Below are 23,750 nucleotides of genomic sequence, written 5' to 3'. Positions count from 1 at the left end.
ATATTTTCTTATGACCACAATATTCGAATCTCGATTACAGCTACTCACGCAAACACAAGAAGAATTACTTGTTCGAAAAAACAACAAAAAAGCAATAGGCAATGGTATATTCGATCGATACGAGTATCCTGTTCTTACTGCGGCACATATCCCTTTAACATGGCGCTTTGATTTTAATCAAACAGAAAACCCTTATTTTATAGAACGCTTTGCTATAAATGCTGTTTTTAATGCAGGAGCAATAAAATTCCATGACCAATATCTATTACTTGCACGTGTAGAAGGCGCAGATCGGAAATCATTTTTTGCCATTGCTGAAAGCCCCAATGGGATCGATCATTTTCGTTTTCGGGATAGACCAATTTTACTGCCACAAACAGAAGAACCAGATACCAATGTCTATGATATGCGACTTACGGCACATGAAGACGGGTATATCTATGGTCTATTTTGCACAGAACGTAGAGATAAAAACGCTTCTGAAAATGATCAGACAGCAGCAATTGCCCAATGCGGCATTATTCGTTCTTCGGACTTAGTCAACTGGGAACGTTTACCCGATTTAAAAACCCATGCTGCACAGCAAAGAAATGTGGTCTTACATCCCGAATTTGTTGAAGGAAAATATGCCCTTTACACGCGTCCACAAGATTCATTCCTTGAAGCTGGACAAGGTGGTGGAATCGCCATTGGTTATTGTGATAAAATGGAAAACGCGATCATCGATCATGAAATTGTGATTGATAAAAAAGTATATCATACTGTCTACGAAGCTAAAAACGGTCAAGGACCTGCTCCTTTAAAAACAGATTTAGGTTGGTTGCATCTTGCACATGGGGTACGCCATACTGCTGCAGGTCTTCGCTATGTACTCTACCTGTTTATGACCGACCTTCATGACATTACGCAAGTTATTTATAAACCTGCAGGCTATTTTATCGCTCCAGAAGGTGATGAGCGTATTGGAGATGTTTCCAATGTCGTATTTTCTAATGGCTGGATTCAGGATGGAGACGATGTATTGATCTATTATGCTTCTTCAGATACACGCATGCATGTAGCGACCACCACTATAAAACAATTGATTGATTACGTCACGCAAACTCCGGAAGATTTATTGACTTCCAAAAGTTCTGTAGAAAGAATTATCGCTTTGATTGAATCCAATAATAAGATCGCATAAATGCCGACAACAACTAACCTTCGTAAAGAATTGGATATCGCATTGAACAATATCCTCCGTTACTGGAAGAACAATACCATCGACGAAATCAATGGTGGTTTTGTGGGAAGAATCACGCAAGATAATCAGGTCGATGATACTGCGGCAAAGGGTTTAGTGCTACAGGGACGTCTACTATGGTCATTTTCCGCAGCCTATAAAAACAGTAACGACCCCACTGATCTAGCTCTTGCCGAACGCGCTTATCACTATATAAAAACTTATGGAATAGACCCCATATATGGAGGGGTATATTGGTCATTGACCCATAAAGGGGAAGTATTGGAGGGTAAAAAACAAACTTATGCCATCGCATTTGTGATCTATGGTCTGTCGGAATATTATGAAATTTCGCAGGATATGGAAGTACTTGCCTGGGCAAATAAATTAGTTGAAAAACTAGAAAAATATGCTTTTGAACCTGTATATGGTGGCTATATCGAAGCATTAGGTCAGGATTGGTCTAAGATCGATGATGTGCGCCTTTCAGACAAGGATCTTCAGGCAAGAAAGACCATGAATACCCATCTCCATATTATTGAAGCCTATTCCAATTTATATCGTGTAGCGCCTACTGATTATTTAAAAGAGAAAATAGATCATTTATTATCCATATTTGACCAATACATCATTAATGGCAAACATCTGATCCTCTTTATGAATGATCGATGGGAAAGTTCACAACGCTTTTTCTCCTTCGGTCACGATATTGAAGCTTCCTGGCTCCTGTTAGAATGTGCTGAAACGATCCAAGATAAAAGGTGGATCAAAATTTATAAAAGACATGCCATTCAACTTGCCGAAGGCGCTTTAGAAGGATTTGAAGGTGGTGCGCTCAACTATGAATACAACCATGCTACCCGACATCTGCATGCAGAAAAACATTGGTGGGTACAAGCTGAAGCTTTAGTGGGTTTTTATTGCGCTTATACCCTTACACAACACGAAAAGTATTTGAAAGTCGTGTATCAGATCTGGAGTTATATCAAATCCAATCTTCTTGATACTAAACATGGCGAATGGTTCTGGGGAAGAGATGCGCAGGGTGAACTTATGCTGGGAGAAGATAAGGTCGGAATCTGGAAATGCCCCTACCATAATACGCGAGCTTGCTTAGAATTACTGCATCGAATACCAAAAGATTGATCCGTGCAAATAAAAGAAGTAAAAATTAGAGAATGTGCCTTCCGTCAAAATTTGACTCATAACAGGAAGGTGCATTTTTTAATTATGAATAATTCCGGCAGTTTTGACGAATGGTCTAGCTCATCATAAAATAAGCCCTATATAGAATCCATAAGCATTGACTTATGCGATACGCTCGCCAGATATAAAACCGATCTGTAAACCCTTTGACCTGATCAATTTCTGAATCTGGTATTCCAGGCGTTCTCTAGATTTGATGGACATCGTAAACTTCCGATCTTGTAACTCAATGGTCGTTAATTCCAAATGATCGAGATGCTGTTGCAGATAAGACATGATCTCCTGCCGTCTTACGATCATATCTTTACAGATTGAAAAAACCAAAATATATTCCATCATCATGGTAGAAGTTGTGTTTAAGGGATAACTCTTTGAATGTCCTATACGAAAATAGAGAAGAGGTACCTTATTGTTAAGAGAAAAATAGCTCAACTGGCAAAATTCGATGCTGAATTGGGAACGTCAACCCGCTGAACCGTACCTCACCGATTTTCTTGACGATCTATCTTACTGAACTTTTACCCCGACTTATAACGCCTGCAACTTTTAATTATGCGGCATACGGGTTCCGTCCTATACAGCAATATACCGTGTTGATTCAGATGACAACAGTTTCGTTTCAGAAGCCATTTTCGCCAGTTCAGTCACTTATCTCTTTCTTAAATGATAATAACTCTTGTTATTTGTATCTGAAATTTTAATCGTATATAAAATGGTAAAGCAAGAATTCAAAGCAAGGATCAATTTCAATCTATACATAGCCGTATTTGCTTTCGGTATTTTGTTTAGTTCATGTGGAGGACAACAACAGGAAGGATCATACGAACAACAGGCATTACATGCTGATTTCATCGCATTACAAGAGTCTCCGACGACCATCGTCGAGACTTATCCTGGTACTATAGAAGGAACAGTCAATGTCGATATTCGGGCACAAGTATCGGGCTATCTAGAGGCTAGTTATGTCAAAGAAGGAGAATATGTACAAAAAGGACAATCGCTGTTCAAAATCAAGAGCGATGTCTTCAATGAGCAGGTGACTAATAGTAAAGCATCATTACAATCGGCCTTAGCGTCGCAGGCCAACGCGCAGATCGAATTGGAAAAAATAAGACCTCTAGTTCAGGGAAAAGTAGTTTCAGACCTACAGTTAAAAAGTGCACAGGCGCAGTATGATGCTGCAACTGCTCAAGTCGCACAGGCAAAATCTGCTTTGAGCTCTTCGCAGTTAAATGCTGCTTTTGCCATTATTAAAGCACCAGTAAGTGGTTACATAGGACGTATTCCAAGTCGGGTCGGCAATTTGGTCACCCCTACCGATGCAAATCCATTGACCAGTTTATCTGAGATCGATCAAGTCTATGTTTACTTCAATCTGAATGAAGCTAAATTCATTGCCTTTATGAATGATCGAAAAAAAGATGCAGGGATGAATACCGTAGAGATCATCATGGCAGACGGTAACCGCTACAACCAAAAAGGTCAAGTAGAAATTGCAAGTGGTAATATTGACCGAAACACGGGAACGATATCGCTAAAGGCTGTATTTGCAAACCCCGATAAAATTTTACGTTCCGGTGGTGCTGCGCGTGTGGTTTTGACAAAAAACCTGAATAGTGCTCTGACACTACCAATGGCTGCAGTGAAAGATATACAAGACAAATTTTTTGTTTATGTACTCGCTGACAGCAATAAGGTGGCGATGAAAACGATCGAAATAGATGGCCGCACAGGTTCAGATTATATCATCAAATCGGGTGTTAAATCGGGCGATAAAATTGCTATCAACAGTATAGACCAATTAACAGAAGGAGTCGTAGTCGTGCCTAAGATCGTGAGCCAAGACTCTTTGAAAAATTAATTTCTAGACCAGTATCAACATGTTAAAAAAGATTATAGATAGACCCGTAATGGCCACCGTAATTTCGGTTGTGCTATTAATATTGGGTGTTATAGGGTTATTAAGACTCCCTGTAACGCGTTTTCCGGATATTTCTCCGCCTACCGTCATGGTGTCGGGAAGTTATCCTGGAGGGAATAGTGAGGCCGTTATTCGTTCAGTGGTCACACCGCTCGAAGAGCAGATCAATGGAGTAGAAAATATGCAGTATATCAAATCGACTGCGAGTAATGATGGTTCATTTTCTATTTCCATTATCTTCAAGCAGGGCGTCGATCCTGACCAAGCGGCTGTAAACGTACAAAACAGGGTGCAGCAAGCTACCCCTATACTCCCTCAAGAGGTGATCAGAATGGGACTGACGACCTCCAAGCAGCAGAATAGCATGATCCTCATTTTCAACGTATATACGGATGATAATGAAAAATATGATGAGCTTTTTCTTCAAAACTTTGTCAATATCAATGTCATTCCACAGATCAAACGTGTTTCTGGAGTGGGACAGGCACAAGTTTTTGGCGCCAAAGATTATTCCATGCGTGTATGGCTCAATCCTCAGAAAATGGCTGCTTATGGTTTAGAACCTGCTGATGTAAGCAACGCTATCGGTACGCAAAGTATAGAAGTCGCGCCCGGTAAGCTGGGAGAAGAATCCAATGCCGCTCTGGAATATGTCATGCGCTATAAAGGTAAAAAGAATCAACCCCATGAGTACGAAAACATTGTCGTGAAACGCGATGGTGAGCTTTTGGTGCGCTTGAAAGATGTTGCCCGTATCGAATTTGGTTCGCTTAATTATAGCGGTAATACGACTATGAATGGGAAGAATGCCGTGACTGTAGCTATTCTACAGACGACGGGATCCAATGCCAAAGACATTGAAATAGGTGTACAAGATGTACTGAAAAGTGCTTCCAAAAACTTTCCTCCAGGAGTAGACTACACAAGCTTGATGAGTACAAAAGAACGTCTGGACGAAGCAACGGGACAAGTGAAATCTACCTTGATCGAAGCCTTTATATTGGTATTTATTGTCGTTTTCTTATTTCTACAAGATTTCAGATCAACGATTATACCCGCTATTGCGGTACCGGTAGCGATTATAGGAACATTTTTCTTCCTGCTCGCTTTTGGATTCACCATCAATGTGCTGACCTTATTTGCTTTGGTACTCGCTATCGGGATTGTCGTCGATGATGCCATCGTAGTCGTCGAAGCCGTCCATAGTAAAATGGAGGGGACGAACATGACCGGAAAAGAGGCGACACATAGTGCCATGGGCGAGATCACGGGTGCAGTGGTATCGATCACTTTGGTTATGTCGGCGGTCTTTATACCGATTGGATTTATGACCGGTTCTGCAGGTATATTTTACAAGCAGTTTGCCTACACATTGGCAATTGCCATTGTCATATCAGCGGTGAATGCCTTGACCCTTACTCCTGCACTCTGTGCCTTATTATTAAAAAATAATCATGCTGATGGTCAACATGGAGCATCTGAAGAAAAAGGATTTGGAAAACGATTCTTTACCGCATTTAATGCTGGTTTTGAAAATTTAACCGGTAAATATATCAAGGGGCTACGGTTCCTAATTGTAAAAAAATGGATCGGTGCGGGTTTGATTATCCTGATCACTGCCCTTGCAGGCTGGATGATGAGCAGTACACCCAAAAGCTTTGTTCCTATGGAAGATGATTCTTTTATCATCTTCAGTTTAAGCATGCCTCCGGGTACTGCACTGGACCGGACAACTGCAGCCGCTGCACGTGTGGATGAGATCTTGAAAAAGACAGAATCTGTACAAAATAGTACAACGATCACGGGTTTCAATATTTTGTCAAACAGTGCCAGTCCAGCTTATGCCATGGGATTTATCAAATTAAAAGATAAAAAAGACCGTGGCGCGGAGAAAGATATTGATGTCATCTTGGGTCATCTAACAGCGCAATTTGCTACGGTTAAGGAAGCTACGATCATGGCTTTTAGAAGTCCTCCTGTGGACGGATATGGGGTCACCAGTGGTGCCGAAATCGTGTTGCAGGATAAGACGGGAAAATCGCCAGAAAAACTTAAACAGATGTCTGATGAAGTAATTGGAAAAATTATGCAGCAACCCGGTGTTCAGTTTGCATATACCACATTCCGCACAGATTTTCCTCAGCTTGAACTGGAAGTTGACGAAGATAAAGCACAGCAAATGGGTGTGGAAATCAGTCGTATGATGAATGTGATCCAAACCTATTTTGCAGGTGATCAATCGATGAACTTCACCCGATTCGGTAAATTTTATCGCGTCAATGTAAAAGCAGATGGGATATTCAGAACGGATGAACAATCATTTAATGAAATCTTTGTCCGTAATGATCAGAACCAAATGGTGCCCGTCAATTCCATGGTCACCCTGCATAAGGTATATGGTCCTGAATCATTGAGCAGATATAACTTATTCAATGCGCTTACAATCAGTGTAGTGCCCCTACCAGGTGCTAGTAATGGTCAGATCATGACCAATCTGGAGCAAAACGTGCTGAGCAAATTGCCATCAGATTACGGATACGAATGGACAGGATTAAGTTTAGAGGAAAAATCTGCCGGTAACCAGACCTTGGTTATTTTGTCGCTGTGTCTGTTATTTGTGTACTTCTTATTGGCCGCACAATATGAAAGTTATCTGTTGCCACTAGCGGTATTGCTTTCTATTCCTACCGGAATTATTGGTGCATTTGCATCGATTAGGGCGATCGGATTGGACAATAATATTTATGTTCAGGTTGGTTTAATTATGCTTGTTGGGCTATTAGCGAAGAATGCGATTTTGATTATTGAATTTGCGGTGCAGCGTCGCGCTGCAGGTTATACGATCGTTGAATCGGCAATTGAAGGAGCAAAATCAAGATTACGTCCGATCATCATGACCTCCTTGGCTTTTATTGTCGGTATGATTCCCTTAATGTTTGCAACAGGTGGCTCTGCCATGGGTAATCGATCGATCAGTACAGGTGCAGCCATCGGGATGCTTTCGGGCGTGATCCTAGGTGTATTTGTCATCCCAATCCTGTATATACTGTTTCAATATCTTCAGGAAAAGGTATCCGGTAAAAACAAAAATCAAAAAATTCAAAGTGTTGAGTAATGGCATTATCTATAAATCATATATTTTACGGTGTTGGAGTGGCAGTTTTACTGTCCTCCTGCTCGGTAAACAAAAAGTATAGTCGTCCAGAGTTGGAGACTCCAACAAGTTATAGGAATACGGTTGAATTGACGGGTGATACCATTAGTCTGCCCTATAAAACGTTCTTTAAAGATGCTTATCTGACCGCGTTGATCGATAAGGCGCTGGACAAGAATAAGGATATATCGGTCGCAATGATGAATCTCCGTCAGTTGGATCTTTCTTATAAACAGGCAAAACTGGGACTTCTTCCCACGGCAGACCTTTCTGTCTCTGCTGCACGAAACTACCTATCAAAAAGTTCTTTGAATGGTTCTTTGAGTGAGCAATTTACAGGAAATCAACACATGGACGATTATTCAGCTTCGCTCACTGTTTCCTGGGAAGCAGATATCTGGGGCAAAGTAGCCATGCAAAAAGAGTCCGCTCGAGCCAACTTTTTCATGCAGCATGAAAATCTATCGGCATTGCGGACCCGTATTGTCAGTCAAGTCGCGCAGGCTTACTATAATTTAATTACACTGGATGAGCAGCTTAAAGTTGCTTCCCGAAACATTGCGTTGAGCGATACGACCTTGCAGATTATCAAGCTGCAGTTTGAATCGGCACAGACCAATTCATTAGCTGTGGATCAGGCTGAAGCACAAAAGAAGACTGCTGAATTGCTTGTCCCTCTGGCCAAGCAAAATATCGCCATACAGGAAAATGTATTAAGCATTCTCTGTGGTTCTTTTCCAGATAGCATCGCACGTGCGTCGACTATGGAAACGACACCTTTTGTAGAAAGCTTCCCGATAGGCGTGCCTGCCGACATGCTCAGTAGACGTCCAGATGTACGTGCCGCAGAATATGCTGTCGTGATGGCCAATGCGGGTACTGGTCTGGCAAAGGCTCAGATGTATCCTTCTTTACGATTGACTCCTTCTATCGGAACCAATTCATTCCAGTTTAATAACTGGTTTGACCTTCCGGGTTCATTGGTGAAAAATATCGCAGGTAATATTACCCAGCCGATTTTTCAGAACAAGAAGTTGAAAACAGCTTATGAAATAGCCAAAATTGAACAAGAAAAATCAGCAGAGCAATTTCGACTGACAATCATGACAGCCGTAAGCGAAGTGTCCGATGCATTAGCAAAACGACAATACGCCGATCAGCGCGTAGCGCTTATCGAACAGAAAAAAACAGCATTGCAGAAAGCGGTGAGTGATGCCATGTTGCTGTATAGAAGCGGAATGGCGACTTATCTGGAAGTGATCACGGCACAGAATAATTCGCTACAGAATGATCTGGAAGCCATATCGATCCAAAAAGAGCGATTTGATGCCGCTACGGATCTTTACCGTGCTCTGGGCGGAGGCGTAGATTAAAAAAGTATTGATTATCATAAAAATAAAAGCTGTGCTTCTATCCAGGAGCACAGCTTTTATTTTTATATCCAACATGGAAATGGGTTTTTAGATCACAATCTCGGCCTGGTTAGATCTGATATGCGCCTTAATCAGCAAAACAATGGATCTATTGCTTATGCCGTTACGAATCCAGCCATTCTTTCAAGAGATTGGATTTCTCCCTGCTCACGATCACTTCACAATCAGCATTAAACAGGATAACTTTGAGCTTTCTATTGAAATAATTGACCAGTTGATCTACAGAGTCGACATGGATAATAAATTGACGATTGGCCCTAAAGAAAAATTTTGGATCCAGCTGCTTTTCAAGATCATCCAAACTCAGATTTAACACAACATCTTTACCATTTTTCAATCGTGCTTTTGTCAATTTCATATCCATATAAATAAAGGACAGGTCGGTCACCAATATGGTTTGAAAACCATCTCTAAAGGGAACCAGAAAACGAGTCCGATACTCCTTTTGTTTGACATAACTGATCAGCTTATCAATGGACAACTGATGTTCCATTTTTGATTTATAATCGTCCACCTTGTTTAATGCGGTATGGAGCTCTTCCTTTTCAACAGGCTTTAAGATATAATCAACACTATTGTACTTGAATGCCTGTACCGCATACTCATCATAAGCTGTCGTAAAAATAATCGGACATTGGATAGCCACCTTCTCAAAAATATCAAAACTAACCCCATCAGAAAGGCGAATATCCATCATAACGACATCCGGTTCGTCATTTTCCTTGAACCATTCTATCGTATCCATCACACTGTCCAATACGGCAATAATTTTTACGTTTGGATTGATTTCGCTTATTAAACGTTTCAGACGGTCTGCATTGAGTTTTTCATCCTCAACTATTACTATTTTCTCTATCATACGCTATTAATTGAATAGATACCATAAAGGTATGTTCATTTTGAAATACTTCTGGAATTTTCTTCCCCAAAAGTTTAAAACGACTATTTATATTTTTTAATCCGATACCTGTAGATGCAATCTGTGTCCGATCGATGGGCGAACGTGTATTTTCTATGACCACCCGATCAATCTCAGGATTGTAAATGCTGATCATAAGGGGTTTTTTATGATGGGTCGCATTATGCTTGATTGCATTTTCGATCAATAACTGCAGCGTAAGCGGCGGGATATACAGCTGTTTGCTCCGCTCATCAATTTCGATGGTAAAATGAACACCGGTACCGACCCTATTTTCGATCAAAAAGATATAAGACCTCAGGAATCTGATTTCCTCTTCTAAAGAAATTAAATTCTTCTTACTGTTAACCAGTAAAAAACGGTAGACTTTGGCAAAGTTTTCGGAATACTCAAACCCCAGTTGCTGATCTTCCAAAATCAATTCGGACAATATACTGAGATTATTAAAGATAAAGTGCGGATCGAGCTGCAGTTTCAAGGTATTGAGCTCCGCTTCCACAGAAGCTTGTCTCAATTCTACCGCATGAATTTTATGTCGAGACATTTCCATGGAGGTATCGATCCAGTTATTGATCAAAAAACTCACGGTATTGATGGAAATAATCATAAATGAAATCACCAAGCTGATCACCATCCACTGGAGTAAACCTTTAATCTCTTCCATGGAGATATCGGTATCGGGTAAATCGGAGTAGATCCAAGAAAAACAAAGCATGTTCATCATGATCAGAATGACCACGACTCCAAAATTGAGGATTACTTCGAGAAACAACCTTTTAGATTTATTTTGCGTCCATGGAACACGCAGGTTTAGTTTTTTATGAAGCAGGAAGCTAGACTCTGTAATTAAATAGCAGAACAAAAAGGTCACGAGCCATTCAATAACGATTTCATAAGGTTGCCTCTGCAGGTACTCTTTCCAGAAATCACTATAGGGATTGAGGATATAGGATACCAGGTAAAATATAATAAATGCAAAAAACACCAACAACATTTTCCTTAAACGGGTTGGTAAAAATCGTTTATTTATCTGTTCCAGATCGCTATATCCCTTCATACTTGCTATGAATTAAATCATAAATAATGCTTTCATTTTTATTCATTAGACTCCAGTCAATTCAAATAGGCCAGACATCCCTTATCCGTAGGGCAGATCAGTAGAACTGATCGGTAGTAGGATGGTACCGGTATAGCGCTCAGGTCTTCGCTATTGATTGATCAAAACCTGTGCGCTTAGGTTATAAATTTGGTTACGTGTTGCGTGAACATCTGTCCTCCTATTCTTCTTTTACAAAGATCGTGCTTCTTCCGCAAATTAGTTCATACTTACGCACTCAACCCTCAAAATTGAAAGCTGAATATGACCAATCTCATGCTGAAATGTTTATTGAATATAACTGATGGGACACATGCCTCAAATTTTTATTATGGAGGCAATCTATACCGATGGCGATCTCCGCACACAAACGACTAGACCTTGGGCTACTGAACAATAAGTATATAACAAAAAAACATCCTAACAAACCGATCATAAGACCAATTTATCAGGATGTTGTACCCATTATTTTAAAGAATAAGACCTTTCCTACTTCAAGAAAACCTTCCGGATGGCTTTATTGTCCGGATCCAAGATATAAATATTACCATTCTTGTCGACCGCCATATCGGCCAAAGCTCCAAAGCGTGACTCTACTAAAGATCCATCTGTATAACCCCTGTTATTCGCCTTGAAAATAGTGGATACCTTTCGAGTTGCCACATCAATTTCTCGTAATGCATAATTAAAGTTATCCGTAGCGTACATGGTATTACTTCCAAAAAGGACAACACTGCTAATGCCCTGAAAACGTGCAGCACTTCCAATACCATCCGCATAGCCTGCATCTGAAAAACCGATCCATGCATTCATCGTAATACCATCAGATCCCCTACGCATCAAACCATTCCCACTGATGGCATTTTGATCTGGATAGTAGTAATTTCCTAAAGCATCTACTACCGTGCGGGTTGTCACCCAACCCGTGCCATTAATTTTACTATAATTTCCTGTTGGATTGACCTTATTGACTCCTGCAGCAAATCCATTGATATTGACATACAGATTTCCAGCATCGTCGATACTCATATGCCCGGGTGCAAATCCCGACGTGTGGACCGAACGTTGACCGGCCGATGTAATCTTGATCACCTGATTGGTTCCCTGATCACTCACATACATGGTATTCTGCTTATCGATGACGATGCCATACGGTTTAACAAACACCGCATCTGTTCCATTGACCTGCAGAATTAAAACAGCTCCCGAAGGGGTTATTTTTTTCACCTGTTTATTATTCGTATCGGTTACATAGATATTCCCTTGCTGATCGGTAGCAATGGCAGACATATATCCGGCAAAGGTATTACTGCTAGGTCCCCCCGCCAAAGTCATTACACCTGCTCGTTTAAACAATTGCGGAGCAAGGGCTTCCTGCCCACCAACAACCACTTTCACATTTCCAGTGCTTAATCCTAGAGGTGCTTCGAGCACTAAACTATTCTCCGTTGCTGTTTTTACCATTGCTAATACGCCATTGAAATACACTTTATTTTCTGATGCTGTTGTGCTAAAACCTGTGCCTCTAATCGTCACACTCGTACCGGTCAATCCGTTGTCTGGTGTCATCGCAGTAATCCCCAGATTTTGATCTTTAAACTGTGGACCATTACTCACCTGATCGTTCACCACAACACGGATAACGCCAGACCCAGTACCTCCTGGAACGGTTAGTTTCAGCTCCGATTCATTAGCTGAGGTCAACGGTATCAATATATTGTTGATATATACTTGGTTTTCATCCAGCTCTTTACTGAATAAAGATCCACTAATCGTCATTTGTGCCCCCTTTGGACCGCTTAATGGGGTTACTGTTTGGATGATTGGTTTATCCACCACAGTAAAAGACGGGCCTGTTGTTTTCTGATTATTGATATTGACCGATAAGGGTCCTGTGGTTACTCCTTCTGGAACCTTTACGACCAAACGCTCTGGGGTAGATTCAACCACAAGAGCTTGCTTACCATTAAATTCTACGATATTTTGGGTAGTCAATTGCTCAAAACCTTCTCCCGAAATCACCACACGCGTGTCTTTTCCTCCGCTTAATGGCTTGATACCTTTTATGGCCTGATAAGTGAAGTTTTGCCCTTTCGCATCCATGCCATCCACTTTAACCAATACCGATCCGGAACCAGCTTCATTGGGCACCTCTGCTACGATCAAAGTATCACTGATACTGACGACCAACGCTTTTTTTTCATTAATAAAGACTTCCGCCGGATGAGTAATACTTCCAAATCCCGTACCTCCAATGCGTATTTGGGAACCAGCAGGTCCATTAGCAGGAAACACCTGACGTACACTTAAATTTTGATAGGTATAGGTACCCACATCCATCATCTTGTTATCATAGCTCAATACCAGTTTTCCGGTACTCCCGCCCACCGGTATACGAATGACAACAGCCGTTGCTGTAGCGCTGATCACAGCGGCATCTTGACCATTTACCGTTGCTTTATAGGCATCTATACTGGTGCCAAAGCCTTCGCCTTCAATGGTCACAAGCGTACCCTCTTTTCCTGAATTTGGATAATAATCGATTATGTTCATTGCAGTCTCAGGAAGCGCATCTTCCTTCTTTTCACAACCTGCAATACCTCCAAGTACCAAAATAAAGAGGATGATACTGAGGCTATATTTTGTCCATGTTTTCATGACTTTCATTTTTTATTTTACCAGATGGAATATCCATATGCTCTCTTTTTTTTGCGTTCGCATGAGCAAAAGATACTATCTTTTGCCTGCCTCTAACCCTGATTTCAGGGCACTTAGCAGCTATTAAATCACTCCTAAAGGTTTACTACTAGGGCTTAAAACGTATACCTAACTCCGAGTTGTACCTGTGCTCTTGAATTGAAATAATCAATACTATAGGTTTGTCCAGGTTCATTGAACGTAAATACGGGCCAGTTTCCATTATTTTGCTGTGGTGGAAACAAGGTCGGTGTCAAACCCACGCTACTGGTCGAATTGAACGTATTAGGAGAAAAATATTGTACGCCCCACTTTTTGTACAGCAGGTTTGTCACATTGACCAAATCGGCAGAAATCGTCATAAACTGTCCTTTTTTAGTGCTCATAGGGAAATCGTGTGCAATGCGGAGATCCGCTTGCACATTCCAAGGTGTACGTCCCCTATTACGTTCCGTAAAATCTCCTCTTCTGCTGCTGAGATAAGCATTGCCATCGATGTACTTGTTAAATGCTTCAGCTTGTTGCATCGCCGTGTTTCCACTAGGAATATCTTTAAAATAACGGATTGCCTCCTCCTGATTTGGGATATAGACCAAACTCACCTGTTGTGGCAATCCTTGAATGCTGTTGTTTACTATACCATAAGTAAATGGAGATCCCGATTGTGCACTGATAAACAAGGTGATGTTTGTTTTTCCTGCCGTTCGCCAATAATGATCGTAACTGATACTGGAAACGACGCGGTGACGGATATCAAAATTACTATAGGCCAACTTTGGATTATTCGGTATAAGCGATTGGTTCAGTTGCCAATTTGATTCCATAGAATTACGCACCCCGTTGCTCAAATCCTTTGATTCTCCGTACGTATAACTCGCTGTTCCATTAAAATTCTTCATTCGTTTGCTGATTGTCCCCGTGATGTTATAACGGTAGCCCTGATCGGTATTGCTCAATACATAAATATTCGAGAAACGATCATCAACCGCACCCTGATACACCGGTTGCTGTTGATGAATATCATAACCATAATAAAGTGGATTATCATGGACATTCAACTGTTGAAAGAGCACATCGCTGATATTTTTGGTATACAAACCTTCGACTGTAAACTTCCAGTTGTTCGCTGTTTCATAGTCAATACCCAGACTACCACGCAGTACCTGAGGCATTGTAAAGCCATTATCAACCAGATCAACCTGCGTTTTACCACTCTTCGGATCATTTACTACAGCTCCATTTGCGGCAATAAAATCGGCCAATCCATTGGAGCTGGGTTTAATCGCATCACTGCCCGGAGCAAAAGGTTTCTGATCTGCACGCTGATCAAAAGCACCATAACTGTCCCCTGTATTATAGAACGCATAGGCTAACCATGCAAAAGGAATCCGTCCTGTAAAAAGTCCTGCTCCACCACGTACTACTAAACTTTGATCTTCCAACACCTCCCAGCGGAATCCCACACGGGGCGACAACTGTACGCGATTAAGGAAATCATTTGAAATCCGTGACAAAGGCGTATAGTCATAAGTAGTCCCAAAGTATGGATCAGATTGTATATTCCTGACCTTATCACTTAATAATGGCATTTCCGGTAGGTGTGTAAAATCGGCACGTAAACCTGGCGTAACGTGAAAATGATCACTTACCCTGATCTCATCCTGTACATAAAGACTGTACATATTGATTCCAAAATCTGCCGAAGGATGGTCCAAAATATAGTCCCGCGTATTGTTTTTATAGTTGTAACTACCGCGTACACGGTAAGGATTATTACTTAAAAAATCGTCAATACTATTGTAGTCTACACGTCCATTCCAAGCATTCACAAAACCATAGCGAATACGGTAAAGCTCATTATGGGTCCCAAAAAGAAGTTTATGCCGGCCAAGGTTCCAGTTCAGATTTGCTGTCAGTTCCCAAGTGCGCTGTTGCATATCAAAAATACTGGCTTCACGGTCAGTTCCCAGGTAAATTGTCGTACCTGGAGTCCGCCCCTGAATCTGTACTTGAGGAAGCGTAGGGTCACTCAACGGATCCCGTCTATCGTTTACTACGGTAAACCCCAGTACTGCACTAGCAGAAAGATTATTACTCAAGCGGCTTTTCAATTCAGCTACTGTACTGCTTTGATTATTCGTCTGCTTAAACGCCATACTCGAAAAGCGGAAATCCTGTTGATCCCGGTCCATGTGAGTCGCACTACTAAAAATCGTGTTGTTACGAATGGCTAATTGATGTCTATCATTGATATTCCAGTCGATACGGTTAAAAAACTTAGTGGATTTTGACCAGTTGGTGTACTTACCGGCTGTACCTGCATCAAACACATCACCATAGCGGTTACCTACTGTCGTGGCAATCGATTTGGCATCCTCTTCGCTCAGGATATGAGCAGTCTCCGCTGTCCCCACTTGCAGTTGTGTAGGATCTTGACGACGGGTGATCTCTTCATTGCTAAAGAAGAAAAGTTTATCTTTTATAATTGGAAAACCGATTCTAAATCCGGACTGGTAGTCATAAAAATCATGATCCATTTTACCGAGACTTCCCACACGGTCTTTACCCGTTAAAGCAGCATTGCGTCCATATCCATAGACTGAGCCTTCGATTTTATTGGTACCGCTTCGGGTTACGGCATTGACCGAACCTCCCGTGAAATTACCGATTTTTACATCATAAGGGGCTAGATATACTTGCATATCTTGTATGGCATCTATGGAGATCGGGTTTGTACGCGTACTGCTTCCGGCCATGCCCGAAGTCCCTGCTCTGTCCACCCAGTGAGGGTGAAAAACCAATTGCATCGTTATTGACTGCCCCATCTACGGTGACGTTATTATACCTGAAATTAGTTCCTCCGAAACTATTGTCTCGACTTCCTTGTGGTGTCAGGCGGGTCACATCTGTAATCGAACGACTCACCGTAGGCATATTGCGCACCTGTTCAGCACTGATATTACGTCCTGCACCATACGTATCCACACGTTGTCGCTGCGCACGTCCGGTTACAGCAACTTCGCCCAATGCTTGACTGCCCTCCTGCACTTGTAAATTGAGTTCCTGTGCCGCACCCAGACGGATTTGAATATCCGTACGTGTGTCACTTTGCATCCCGACCATACTCACGGTCACCGTATAGGGTCCGCCAATACGGAGATTGTTTAAGGTGTAGCGCCCATCTTTATCCGTAGCAAGTGAATAACGTGTGCCCGAGGGAGTATGCACCGCCAGAATTGAAGCCCCTGCGACAGCATGCCCATCAACTTGTAGCACACGCCCTGTTAAAGCACCTGATGTTTCCTGCGCGAAAAGTGAGGTACTTATTAGAAAAAAGAAGCACAACAAGGCTACTTTTATATGGTTCCACCAAACCATCCCTTTCCCTAAAGACGGACCAGATCTTGGCTTCCTATTGCTATAACTGTTCATTTTTAATTTCTTTTAGCTAATCCTAATTTGATTATTGGGTAATCCGTAAACCGCCATCGATCACGTGCAGTACCCCATTTCCACTTAACATATCTTGTTTTAGTAATTTGATCTCTGAAGTATTCCCTATTCCACGTAAGCTGATCCCTTGAAAAGAATTAGGAGCATTTGGATTGGGGACCAGTGAGATGCTGATGCTATTACCGTCCATCATGCCCTGTTGCGCCTTATTGGAAGCACCCGTACTCAGAATATAGTCGTATACAAAACGTCTATCCTTCACAATATGGTAGCGCAACAAACTTCGGAGCTTATCTGGATCTGCCAATTGGATCTGCTGCACTGTACTGTATCCCAAAGCCTGCATCGCTGCATTATTTGGTGCAAATACCGTATAGGGACCGGCATCACTTATCGTCTGTAGCAGTCCAGAAGTTTTTAAAGCTTGTGCAAATAAGGTGATACTGGGATCAGCAGCAATAGCATTCCCAATCAAATCGTGCACATAGGGCGTCAGCACCCGATCTAAGACCTGAATCAGTCCATTGGATGCGGCGATGTTTTGAGCCAGTACACGTGATCCGTTGAGCGTCAATACCGTATCCCCTCCCTTTAACCAATGGGTCGCATACATTTTTCCTCCGCGCGTGCGTAATTCCTGATTAAACAAAAAAGGAAGTTTATTTAACTCATATTTACCATCCAACATATGATAATGAGCAATTCTGCTGATCACTTTCGTATTTCCCGCCAAAACTGATACCGCATCGCCATAACCTGCTGCTGAAAAAGCCGCATCGGAAGGTGCCAATAAGGTATAGGGTCCTTCTCCATCCTGTAAAACTTTATCCATGCCGCTTTTACGCAAAACGGCACTAAAACTAGACAGATTAAAGTTGTCGGCTATGACCAAATTGACCCTGTTATTGTCATGACTATTCAGTACCTCGTCCTTTTTACATGAGGTCACCATGAAAGTTGCAAAAAGCAATATCCCCAATTGCTTATAATATCTTAGCTGTAGTTTCATCTATCGTTTATTAATCATGAGCTTACCAGCTCGTTTTGTTATTCAGCGTTCACCTGAAATCGTATCGATATCTTGTTATTTTTCAGTTTCCATACGATTTAAGCGCCTACTTTAATTTAAATCCCTTAGGCAACAGCAGATTGTCCACAACATGTATCGGTCCATTGAGGGTATTGATATCGGTATCGATAATCTGTACAGGTGTACCGCCACTTTCTTTTATGGTCATGGATAGCTTTCCATTGGATGCTGTAAAAGCAAAAGGATTTTTATAGGCATATTGCACCTGCGCATTTCCACCGATGTTGACGTAATAATCCTGTAGAAAATCGGCCGTCAGATCATTACTAAAAAATACCGTACTATTGGGATATGCCAACCCATAAGCTGGATCTTTGATCGCAAAAAAGCGTCCCCAATCCCGATGATAGTTGACGATACTATCCAATGGATAACCACCAGAGGGTTGGAACGTCGTCTCATCAAAATACACATGGCCTCGAGTCTCATTGAATTGAAGCATTTCTGCTACAGATTTAAATCCTGCACGCTTAAATGCAGCGTCTGTCGGAGCAAACCAAGTCGATATGGTGATATTGGGATCAGCATAGTCGGGATTGGGTGTTGGTCCGATCATCCATTTTTTTGTATAGGGCTCCCGCGCATCAGGAAAATTCTGCCAATATTCTTCAGGAGACATTTTATAACCAAACAAAGGCTCCATTTGAGTCACCATCACTTCTACGAAAGCATCATCAGAAAGGCGTTGCAATTCGAGAAACATGGTAAAACGCCCATCCTGCTCCAAGGCTTCCAAAACAGTTTTTGTCGGTTTGGTAACGGTTTGTTCCAAAAAATAAAGCGCACCATTACGTGCCGGTTGATACTTCATTTTACCGGCTTTCTTTCCATTGATCAGCAACTGTTCATCGCGTATAGCCAGATAATGTTTGTAATAGTAGGGATCATAGCGTTGGCCAAGACCTGATCCCACTCCACCTTCATAAAAAGGAACTCGTAAACCCGGATTCATCAGCATACTTTTTACCGGTAAACTATTATCTCGAAGTTCATCACGGGATATCATACCCAAAACCGTATAAAATAACAGGAGGCTGTCTACATCTGTCCGTGGCATTTGTGCAATCTTTGCTTCGGTCAGTCCCGATGCGATCATCGCCGCATTGTTGGGAACCAACAAAGTATAGGTGGTATTCCCTCCTTTTTCCTTGATTTTCTCCTCCATGCTGCTCTTTTTCCAAGCCGTATAAAATATTGTCGCATCCGGATTTTTACCTAATATTTCGGTAACACTCTCGGTCGCCTCAGGTTTATAAGGCACCTGCTCGCCTTCCGCCGCAGGCATAAACTCTGTTTTTTTACAGGCGGCAAATAACAGCGTCATGAGCAAGCCCATAAAGGCCAGCTTATATAGTGTATTGATTTGTTGCATTTTCATCAGCATAATTTGTGATATTATTTAATAGCCTGTTCAGGTCTTACCAATCCCTGATTAAGATCATGTACCACACCATTACGACACAGATAGTCCATCTTTGCCCTGATTCCATACGATACTTGAGCAATTATGGGTGCTGTGACGGTACGGTCTGCACGTAATCTGAGGTAGTAACTTAATATAAAACTGGGGTAGTCCTCTCCGGCAGCAAAACTCATCTCATGCAGATTGTTCTTTAACTGATAGGTATAGCCCCCAGTAGTCGCAATGATCCCCATAACTTTAGCATCGGATACAAAAAAGTGTTTGTCATAGATGAGGTAAGATCCAAACAGCACATCAGCACGATATTTTTCTGGGCTTAATGTTTGTAATGTTTCTTCGGTAATACCCACTTCTTCCAATGCTTCATTGGTCGGCGCAAAGATGGTGAAGGGCCCATTCGTTGCCAGTTGATCCCATAAACCAAATTTTTTCAACCCACTTACAAAAACACGGTAGGTAGGACGTGCTGCCAACCAGGCCTGAATAGAGGTATCAAATTGTGGTTTCATCATTTTATCCAAAACATACAAAACGCCATTGGCTAAAATCACATCTTTTCTAGACGCCTTTGCTCCACTGAAAAAAAGCTCATTTGTAGGCGTACCACCATTTGGTCCCACCGAACCTAGCGAAGCATATAACTCCGAACCGGCTAGCGTGGCATAGCGCACATCTACCCCATTTGATGGGATATCCCGCAAGAGCATACGGCGAGGAAGAATATGGTATTGGATCACTTTTTTTAAACTGTCCAGATTCATCTTATCAAAATCTGAAGGTCTAAATATGCCTAATTCATTAAATGCGGCATCTGTAGGCACCAAAACGGTATAAGGTCCCTTTTCATTTAATGTTGATGCCAATCCCACTTTTTCCAGCGCAGCACTGAATAAGGTCATTTCATAATTATTTTTGATAAAATCCGATGCTGGACGTAAGTTCTCGTTGGGTACGACCACCGTTAAATCGGGATGTTCACAAGAGAAAAGGAAAAACGAAAGCATAAATAATACGTACTGCCTTACTGGATACCATCTCTTATCGATTATCTTATAGTTCATATTTAAAATCTCCTAGCTAACTGTTAATAAACTGGTGGTGCATATTTGCGTTGAATGGTGGTCAGGTAAATCCGGCCATTGACCACTTCTAATGTGTTGACTGTTGCAAAAGTTTGTGGATTATGGGTGCCGGAATGCACATTGACCAAGAGGTTCGGCAACTGCGTTCCATTATCAGATCCTTCTAATGATACTTTTCCATTCTTCAGGCAGTTCACGGATGCCCAATTGCCTCCGGTAGCGATATCACCGGAGAAAAAAGGATTATTGGTAATATCCATACCTGGAATAAAGAAATCAAACCGTTGCCAGATATCAGTCTGGATACCATTACTTTTACTGCTTGCCCACAGCGGAAAACTCACATAAGGACTGACCGCAGCGGTGGTATTATTACGGGTCAATCGCGTTAAAAATTTACCTTTATAACCAGGTACTGTCTGTGCTTGAACAAAAGGTTTTTCTTGACTTTCATACAGCGAAAGAAAGATATTCATCTCGTCTTTGATCCCATTTTTAAAACTCCGCAGTAAGTAATCATCATCTTTCAAAGTCAGATCGGCCTCTAAGAAGCCTGTTGCACTCATGTTGTAAAAATTGACATAGACCAAGGAATCAGAAAGTGGCAGTTTATGAAAATTCTCCTGACGCAAGAGCAATCCATGCGTTTTGGTCACAAAATCTTTTTGCAGCAGATGCAGGGTATACACCTCTTTACTTGCTAGATGGATCACCGTATCGATTAAAACATCTGTCTTCAGGTGACTTTCTAATTCCAAAAAAGGTATGCTGTTCTTTGGTCGATAGGCGAAAATAATGCGCAGGTCTCCCGACGGAACTTGAGCCCAGCTGCTTAAATCAAATCCGTTTAAGATCGGGCCTACCAGTACATTTTCTTTACCTGGATATTCTGGATTATCCACTGTGGTACTATTTCCGATATGTGAGGGATAAGGTGGAGCATAAGCTGCTCTTTTATCCAGAAAGTCACCTACAATCTCGGCTCCTGTTATTGCTCCTCCTGCACCAAAGGTAGGATTGATCAACATACAGAAATAGGGCACTTTATCATCTTTACTGCCTAAGGTCTGAACATAATTGAGGTTGTTGAACACCCGTAGATAGGCAGGTTCGGCGATGGCTGTATATTCCACCTTATTACAACTTGTAAATAGGGAAACACACAGCAGCCATAGTGCTAAGTAAATCGTTAATCGTTGATTTTTCATATCAATATTTTTTTAAATCATGGTCAGACAAGAATACTTATGCCTTCCATTATCGGGTATGTTTAACTAAAATCATTCTTGCTTTATCGGTCGCAGTAGCATCTTTTGAACTCTTGCCAATAAGAGCAACCGTATATACGCCTGCTTCCTGTATGGGTTCGTGGCGTCCTGATTTCTCGTAAAGTTTTTTATTGGCGATAAAAGCTTCGTGTGTCAACACGCTGATATCGCTTGCCCAAATACCTGGAATGACATCAGGTGTAGAACGATAGACCATAAATTCAAAAGGATTATAGAGCGTTCGATATCCGATATATGGTCTTTCCATCTTCGGAATTCCAGGTTGTAGATTTTCTACCGCGTCCCGATTATCGAAAGACGTGGCAAGAGACTGTCCATTGCCCACGGTAAACGTCACATATGGATTTCCAATGGATAAGTTTAAAAAGCGTTTTGGGAAATAAAACTGATATTGTAAACGGGCAAAACTGGCATCATCCTGAGCTCCTGTATAGACCGAACCACTTAAGTCATTGGCCACTAATAGCAGTTGAGGTTTACCATCTTGTTGGGGATAAAGCCAAATGGTATAATTTTGTGCCGGTTGCATCGCCTGCTCCAAAGAAGCCAATACTTTGCCTGATGCATCCAAGGCTTCTATCATATGTGTTCCCTGAATCATATTGAGATAATTACTGGCCTGACCAAAAGTCAAAGCATTGGCTAGTGGTTTACCATCAACCCGAAAATTGACCGGTTGACCTGCTCGCGCATTAGCTGCTTGAATACGGGAATAGGTCCGGTTGGCAGGAGCTGCTACATCGGTCAATACCTGAAAAGCATTCTGATAATAGGAAGAGGTATTTCCGATTTCATCGACGTAGTAATTAAATTCTCCGGGAGCAACCAACAAGGTATACACGCCACCGGGTTGATAGGTCGTGACGGGAGCGTAATGCAAATTGCTATTGCTCGAATGATCGATAGCGATCGTGGATGTCGACGGATGAAGGACCGTGTATGCGTAAGTATCTGCTCCCAAAGCTGGAATCTGCCTTCCGTCTTGGAGCAATAACCTAAACTGATAGGTACCATAAGGCAGTTCAATATAATCAGAAGCTACTGCATTTGTCTGTATATTATTGGTTTGTGTACTGACCAATGTACCATCGGCATACGCTAGAGATACGGCTCCCGTAATATCTTCCTGCATACCCAAAAGGCCCATGGTCTGATGTTTGATAGGACCACCCAGATTGACGACTCGGATTTTAAAATGATCCGGTTTTGAAGGAGCGGAAACCGCACGTGGCACTGCTACTATATCCGGTTGTCCATCCATAAATAACGTAGGCATCAAGAAATAATCCATCGGTTTACGGTAATCGTTGGCAGCCTGAAAAGTAATGTCCCGATCTAAAGCCCCCTGATAATGACGTATCCCCAACGTCAGCTTTACTTGATCCTGTTGGTTAAAGAGATCCTGTGGAATTACCCAGCTTTTACCCAATCGTCCGTCTACAGGAAAATAGGATGTACCCGGATAGCGATCCGTATCTGGAGCGTCTGGACGACGCACGATAAAATTGGTTAAACTATCTTTACCTGAAATAACCTGATTAAATCCAGCCATATTTATAATCCGCACATTGGATCGTTCACGGTTTTCCGTTACCGCCCGATTGTCAACACCCATATCCATTTTTTCTTTCTGACAGGCCGTAAACACGAATGTGAAAAATAAAATGGCCACATACATGAGGTGGTTATCCACTAGGCGACACCAATAAGCTTGTTGCGTATGATCGCGTTTGTACTGTTTAAAGTCTAATTTTTGATATCGCAT

At 41.8% G+C, this 23,750-nt stretch carries 16 protein-coding genes; 5 read left to right on the top strand and 11 right to left on the bottom strand.

Translation table 11 applies throughout. The features are described 5' to 3' along the window. The first annotated feature begins 10 nt into the window (after window positions 1-10). Window positions 11-1,183: a glycoside hydrolase family 130 protein gene (locus AC06G9_RS06215; RefSeq protein WP_480957724.1), complete on the top strand. Its 1,173-nt coding sequence runs from the start codon at window positions 11-13 to the stop codon at window positions 1,181-1,183. Then, window positions 1,184-2,368 (top strand): AGE family epimerase/isomerase, encoded by a 1,185-nt coding sequence (locus AC06G9_RS06210; protein WP_480957723.1) that lies wholly within the window; start codon window positions 1,184-1,186, stop codon window positions 2,366-2,368. It abuts the gene before it with no gap. Window positions 2,369-2,530: 162 nt separating this feature from the next. Here AC06G9_RS06210 and AC06G9_RS06205 read toward each other — a convergent pair whose 3' ends face one another. Next, window positions 2,531-2,728 (bottom strand): hypothetical protein, encoded by a 198-nt coding sequence (locus AC06G9_RS06205; RefSeq protein WP_293929242.1) that lies wholly within the window; start codon window positions 2,726-2,728, stop codon window positions 2,531-2,533. Window positions 2,729-3,140: 412 nt separating this feature from the next. Between AC06G9_RS06205 and AC06G9_RS06200 the strand changes: the two genes are divergently transcribed. From AC06G9_RS06200 to AC06G9_RS06190, 3 genes are read left to right on the top strand one after another with little or no spacing between them, the layout of a single operon-like run. After that, window positions 3,141-4,289 carry an efflux RND transporter periplasmic adaptor subunit gene (locus AC06G9_RS06200; RefSeq protein ID WP_480957722.1) on the top strand — a complete coding sequence of 383 codons (1,149 nt, stop codon included), beginning with the start codon at window positions 3,141-3,143 and terminating at the stop codon, window positions 4,287-4,289. A gap of 19 nt (window positions 4,290-4,308) precedes the next feature. Further along, window positions 4,309-7,464: an efflux RND transporter permease subunit gene (locus tag AC06G9_RS06195; protein ID WP_480957721.1), complete on the top strand. Its 3,156-nt coding sequence runs from the start codon at window positions 4,309-4,311 to the stop codon at window positions 7,462-7,464. Beyond that, a complete protein-coding gene (locus tag AC06G9_RS06190) occupies window positions 7,464-8,876 on the top strand; it encodes an efflux transporter outer membrane subunit (protein ID WP_480957720.1) in 1,413 nt (470 codons plus the stop codon). Before AC06G9_RS06195 ends, AC06G9_RS06190 begins: the two co-directional genes overlap by 1 nt. Window positions 8,877-9,039: 163 nt before the next feature. On the opposite strand, the gene AC06G9_RS06185 is transcribed toward AC06G9_RS06190, so the two are convergent. From AC06G9_RS06185 to AC06G9_RS06140, 10 genes are all read right to left on the bottom strand, one after another. Further along, entirely contained in the window at window positions 9,040-9,795 is a 756-nt protein-coding gene (locus tag AC06G9_RS06185; RefSeq protein ID WP_248754374.1) for a LytR/AlgR family response regulator transcription factor, read from the bottom strand. After that, a complete protein-coding gene (locus tag AC06G9_RS06180; RefSeq protein ID WP_480957719.1) occupies window positions 9,770-10,912 on the bottom strand; it encodes a sensor histidine kinase in 1,143 nt (380 codons plus the stop codon). Before AC06G9_RS06180 ends, AC06G9_RS06185 begins: the two co-directional genes overlap by 26 nt. Window positions 10,913-11,440: 528 nt before the next feature. After that, window positions 11,441-13,609 (bottom strand): IPT/TIG domain-containing protein, encoded by a 2,169-nt coding sequence (locus AC06G9_RS06175; RefSeq protein ID WP_480957718.1) that lies wholly within the window; start codon window positions 13,607-13,609, stop codon window positions 11,441-11,443. 155 nt (window positions 13,610-13,764) lie between these two features. Beyond that, complete coding sequence (locus AC06G9_RS06170; RefSeq protein WP_480958173.1) at window positions 13,765-16,350, bottom strand: outer membrane beta-barrel protein; 2,586 nt, start codon at window positions 16,348-16,350, stop codon at window positions 13,765-13,767. Then, window positions 16,325-17,080: a carboxypeptidase-like regulatory domain-containing protein gene (locus AC06G9_RS06165; protein ID WP_480957717.1), complete on the bottom strand. Its 756-nt coding sequence runs from the start codon at window positions 17,078-17,080 to the stop codon at window positions 16,325-16,327. Before AC06G9_RS06165 ends, AC06G9_RS06170 begins: the two co-directional genes overlap by 26 nt. 31 nt (window positions 17,081-17,111) lie before the next feature. Continuing rightward, complete coding sequence (locus AC06G9_RS06160; RefSeq protein ID WP_248754378.1) at window positions 17,112-18,110, bottom strand: fasciclin domain-containing protein; 999 nt, start codon at window positions 18,108-18,110, stop codon at window positions 17,112-17,114. A gap of 106 nt (window positions 18,111-18,216) precedes the next feature. After that, window positions 18,217-19,569: a fasciclin domain-containing protein gene (locus tag AC06G9_RS06155; protein ID WP_480957716.1), complete on the bottom strand. Its 1,353-nt coding sequence runs from the start codon at window positions 19,567-19,569 to the stop codon at window positions 18,217-18,219. A 17-nt stretch (window positions 19,570-19,586) separates the two neighbouring features. Continuing rightward, window positions 19,587-20,675, bottom strand: a complete 1,089-nt coding sequence (locus tag AC06G9_RS06150) for a fasciclin domain-containing protein (protein WP_108157199.1) — start codon at window positions 20,673-20,675, stop codon at window positions 19,587-19,589. 23 nt (window positions 20,676-20,698) lie between these two features. After that, a complete protein-coding gene (locus AC06G9_RS06145) occupies window positions 20,699-21,904 on the bottom strand; it encodes a hypothetical protein (protein ID WP_293929222.1) in 1,206 nt (401 codons plus the stop codon). A gap of 49 nt (window positions 21,905-21,953) precedes the next feature. Beyond that, window positions 21,954-23,750, bottom strand: a complete 1,797-nt coding sequence (locus AC06G9_RS06140; protein ID WP_480957715.1) for a DUF4397 domain-containing protein — start codon at window positions 23,748-23,750, stop codon at window positions 21,954-21,956.

It is taken from the genome of Sphingobacterium sp. MAE, assembly GCF_056711605.1.
Note: the sequence above shows the minus strand (reverse complement) of the source record. Positions and strands in the feature narration are given on the sequence as shown.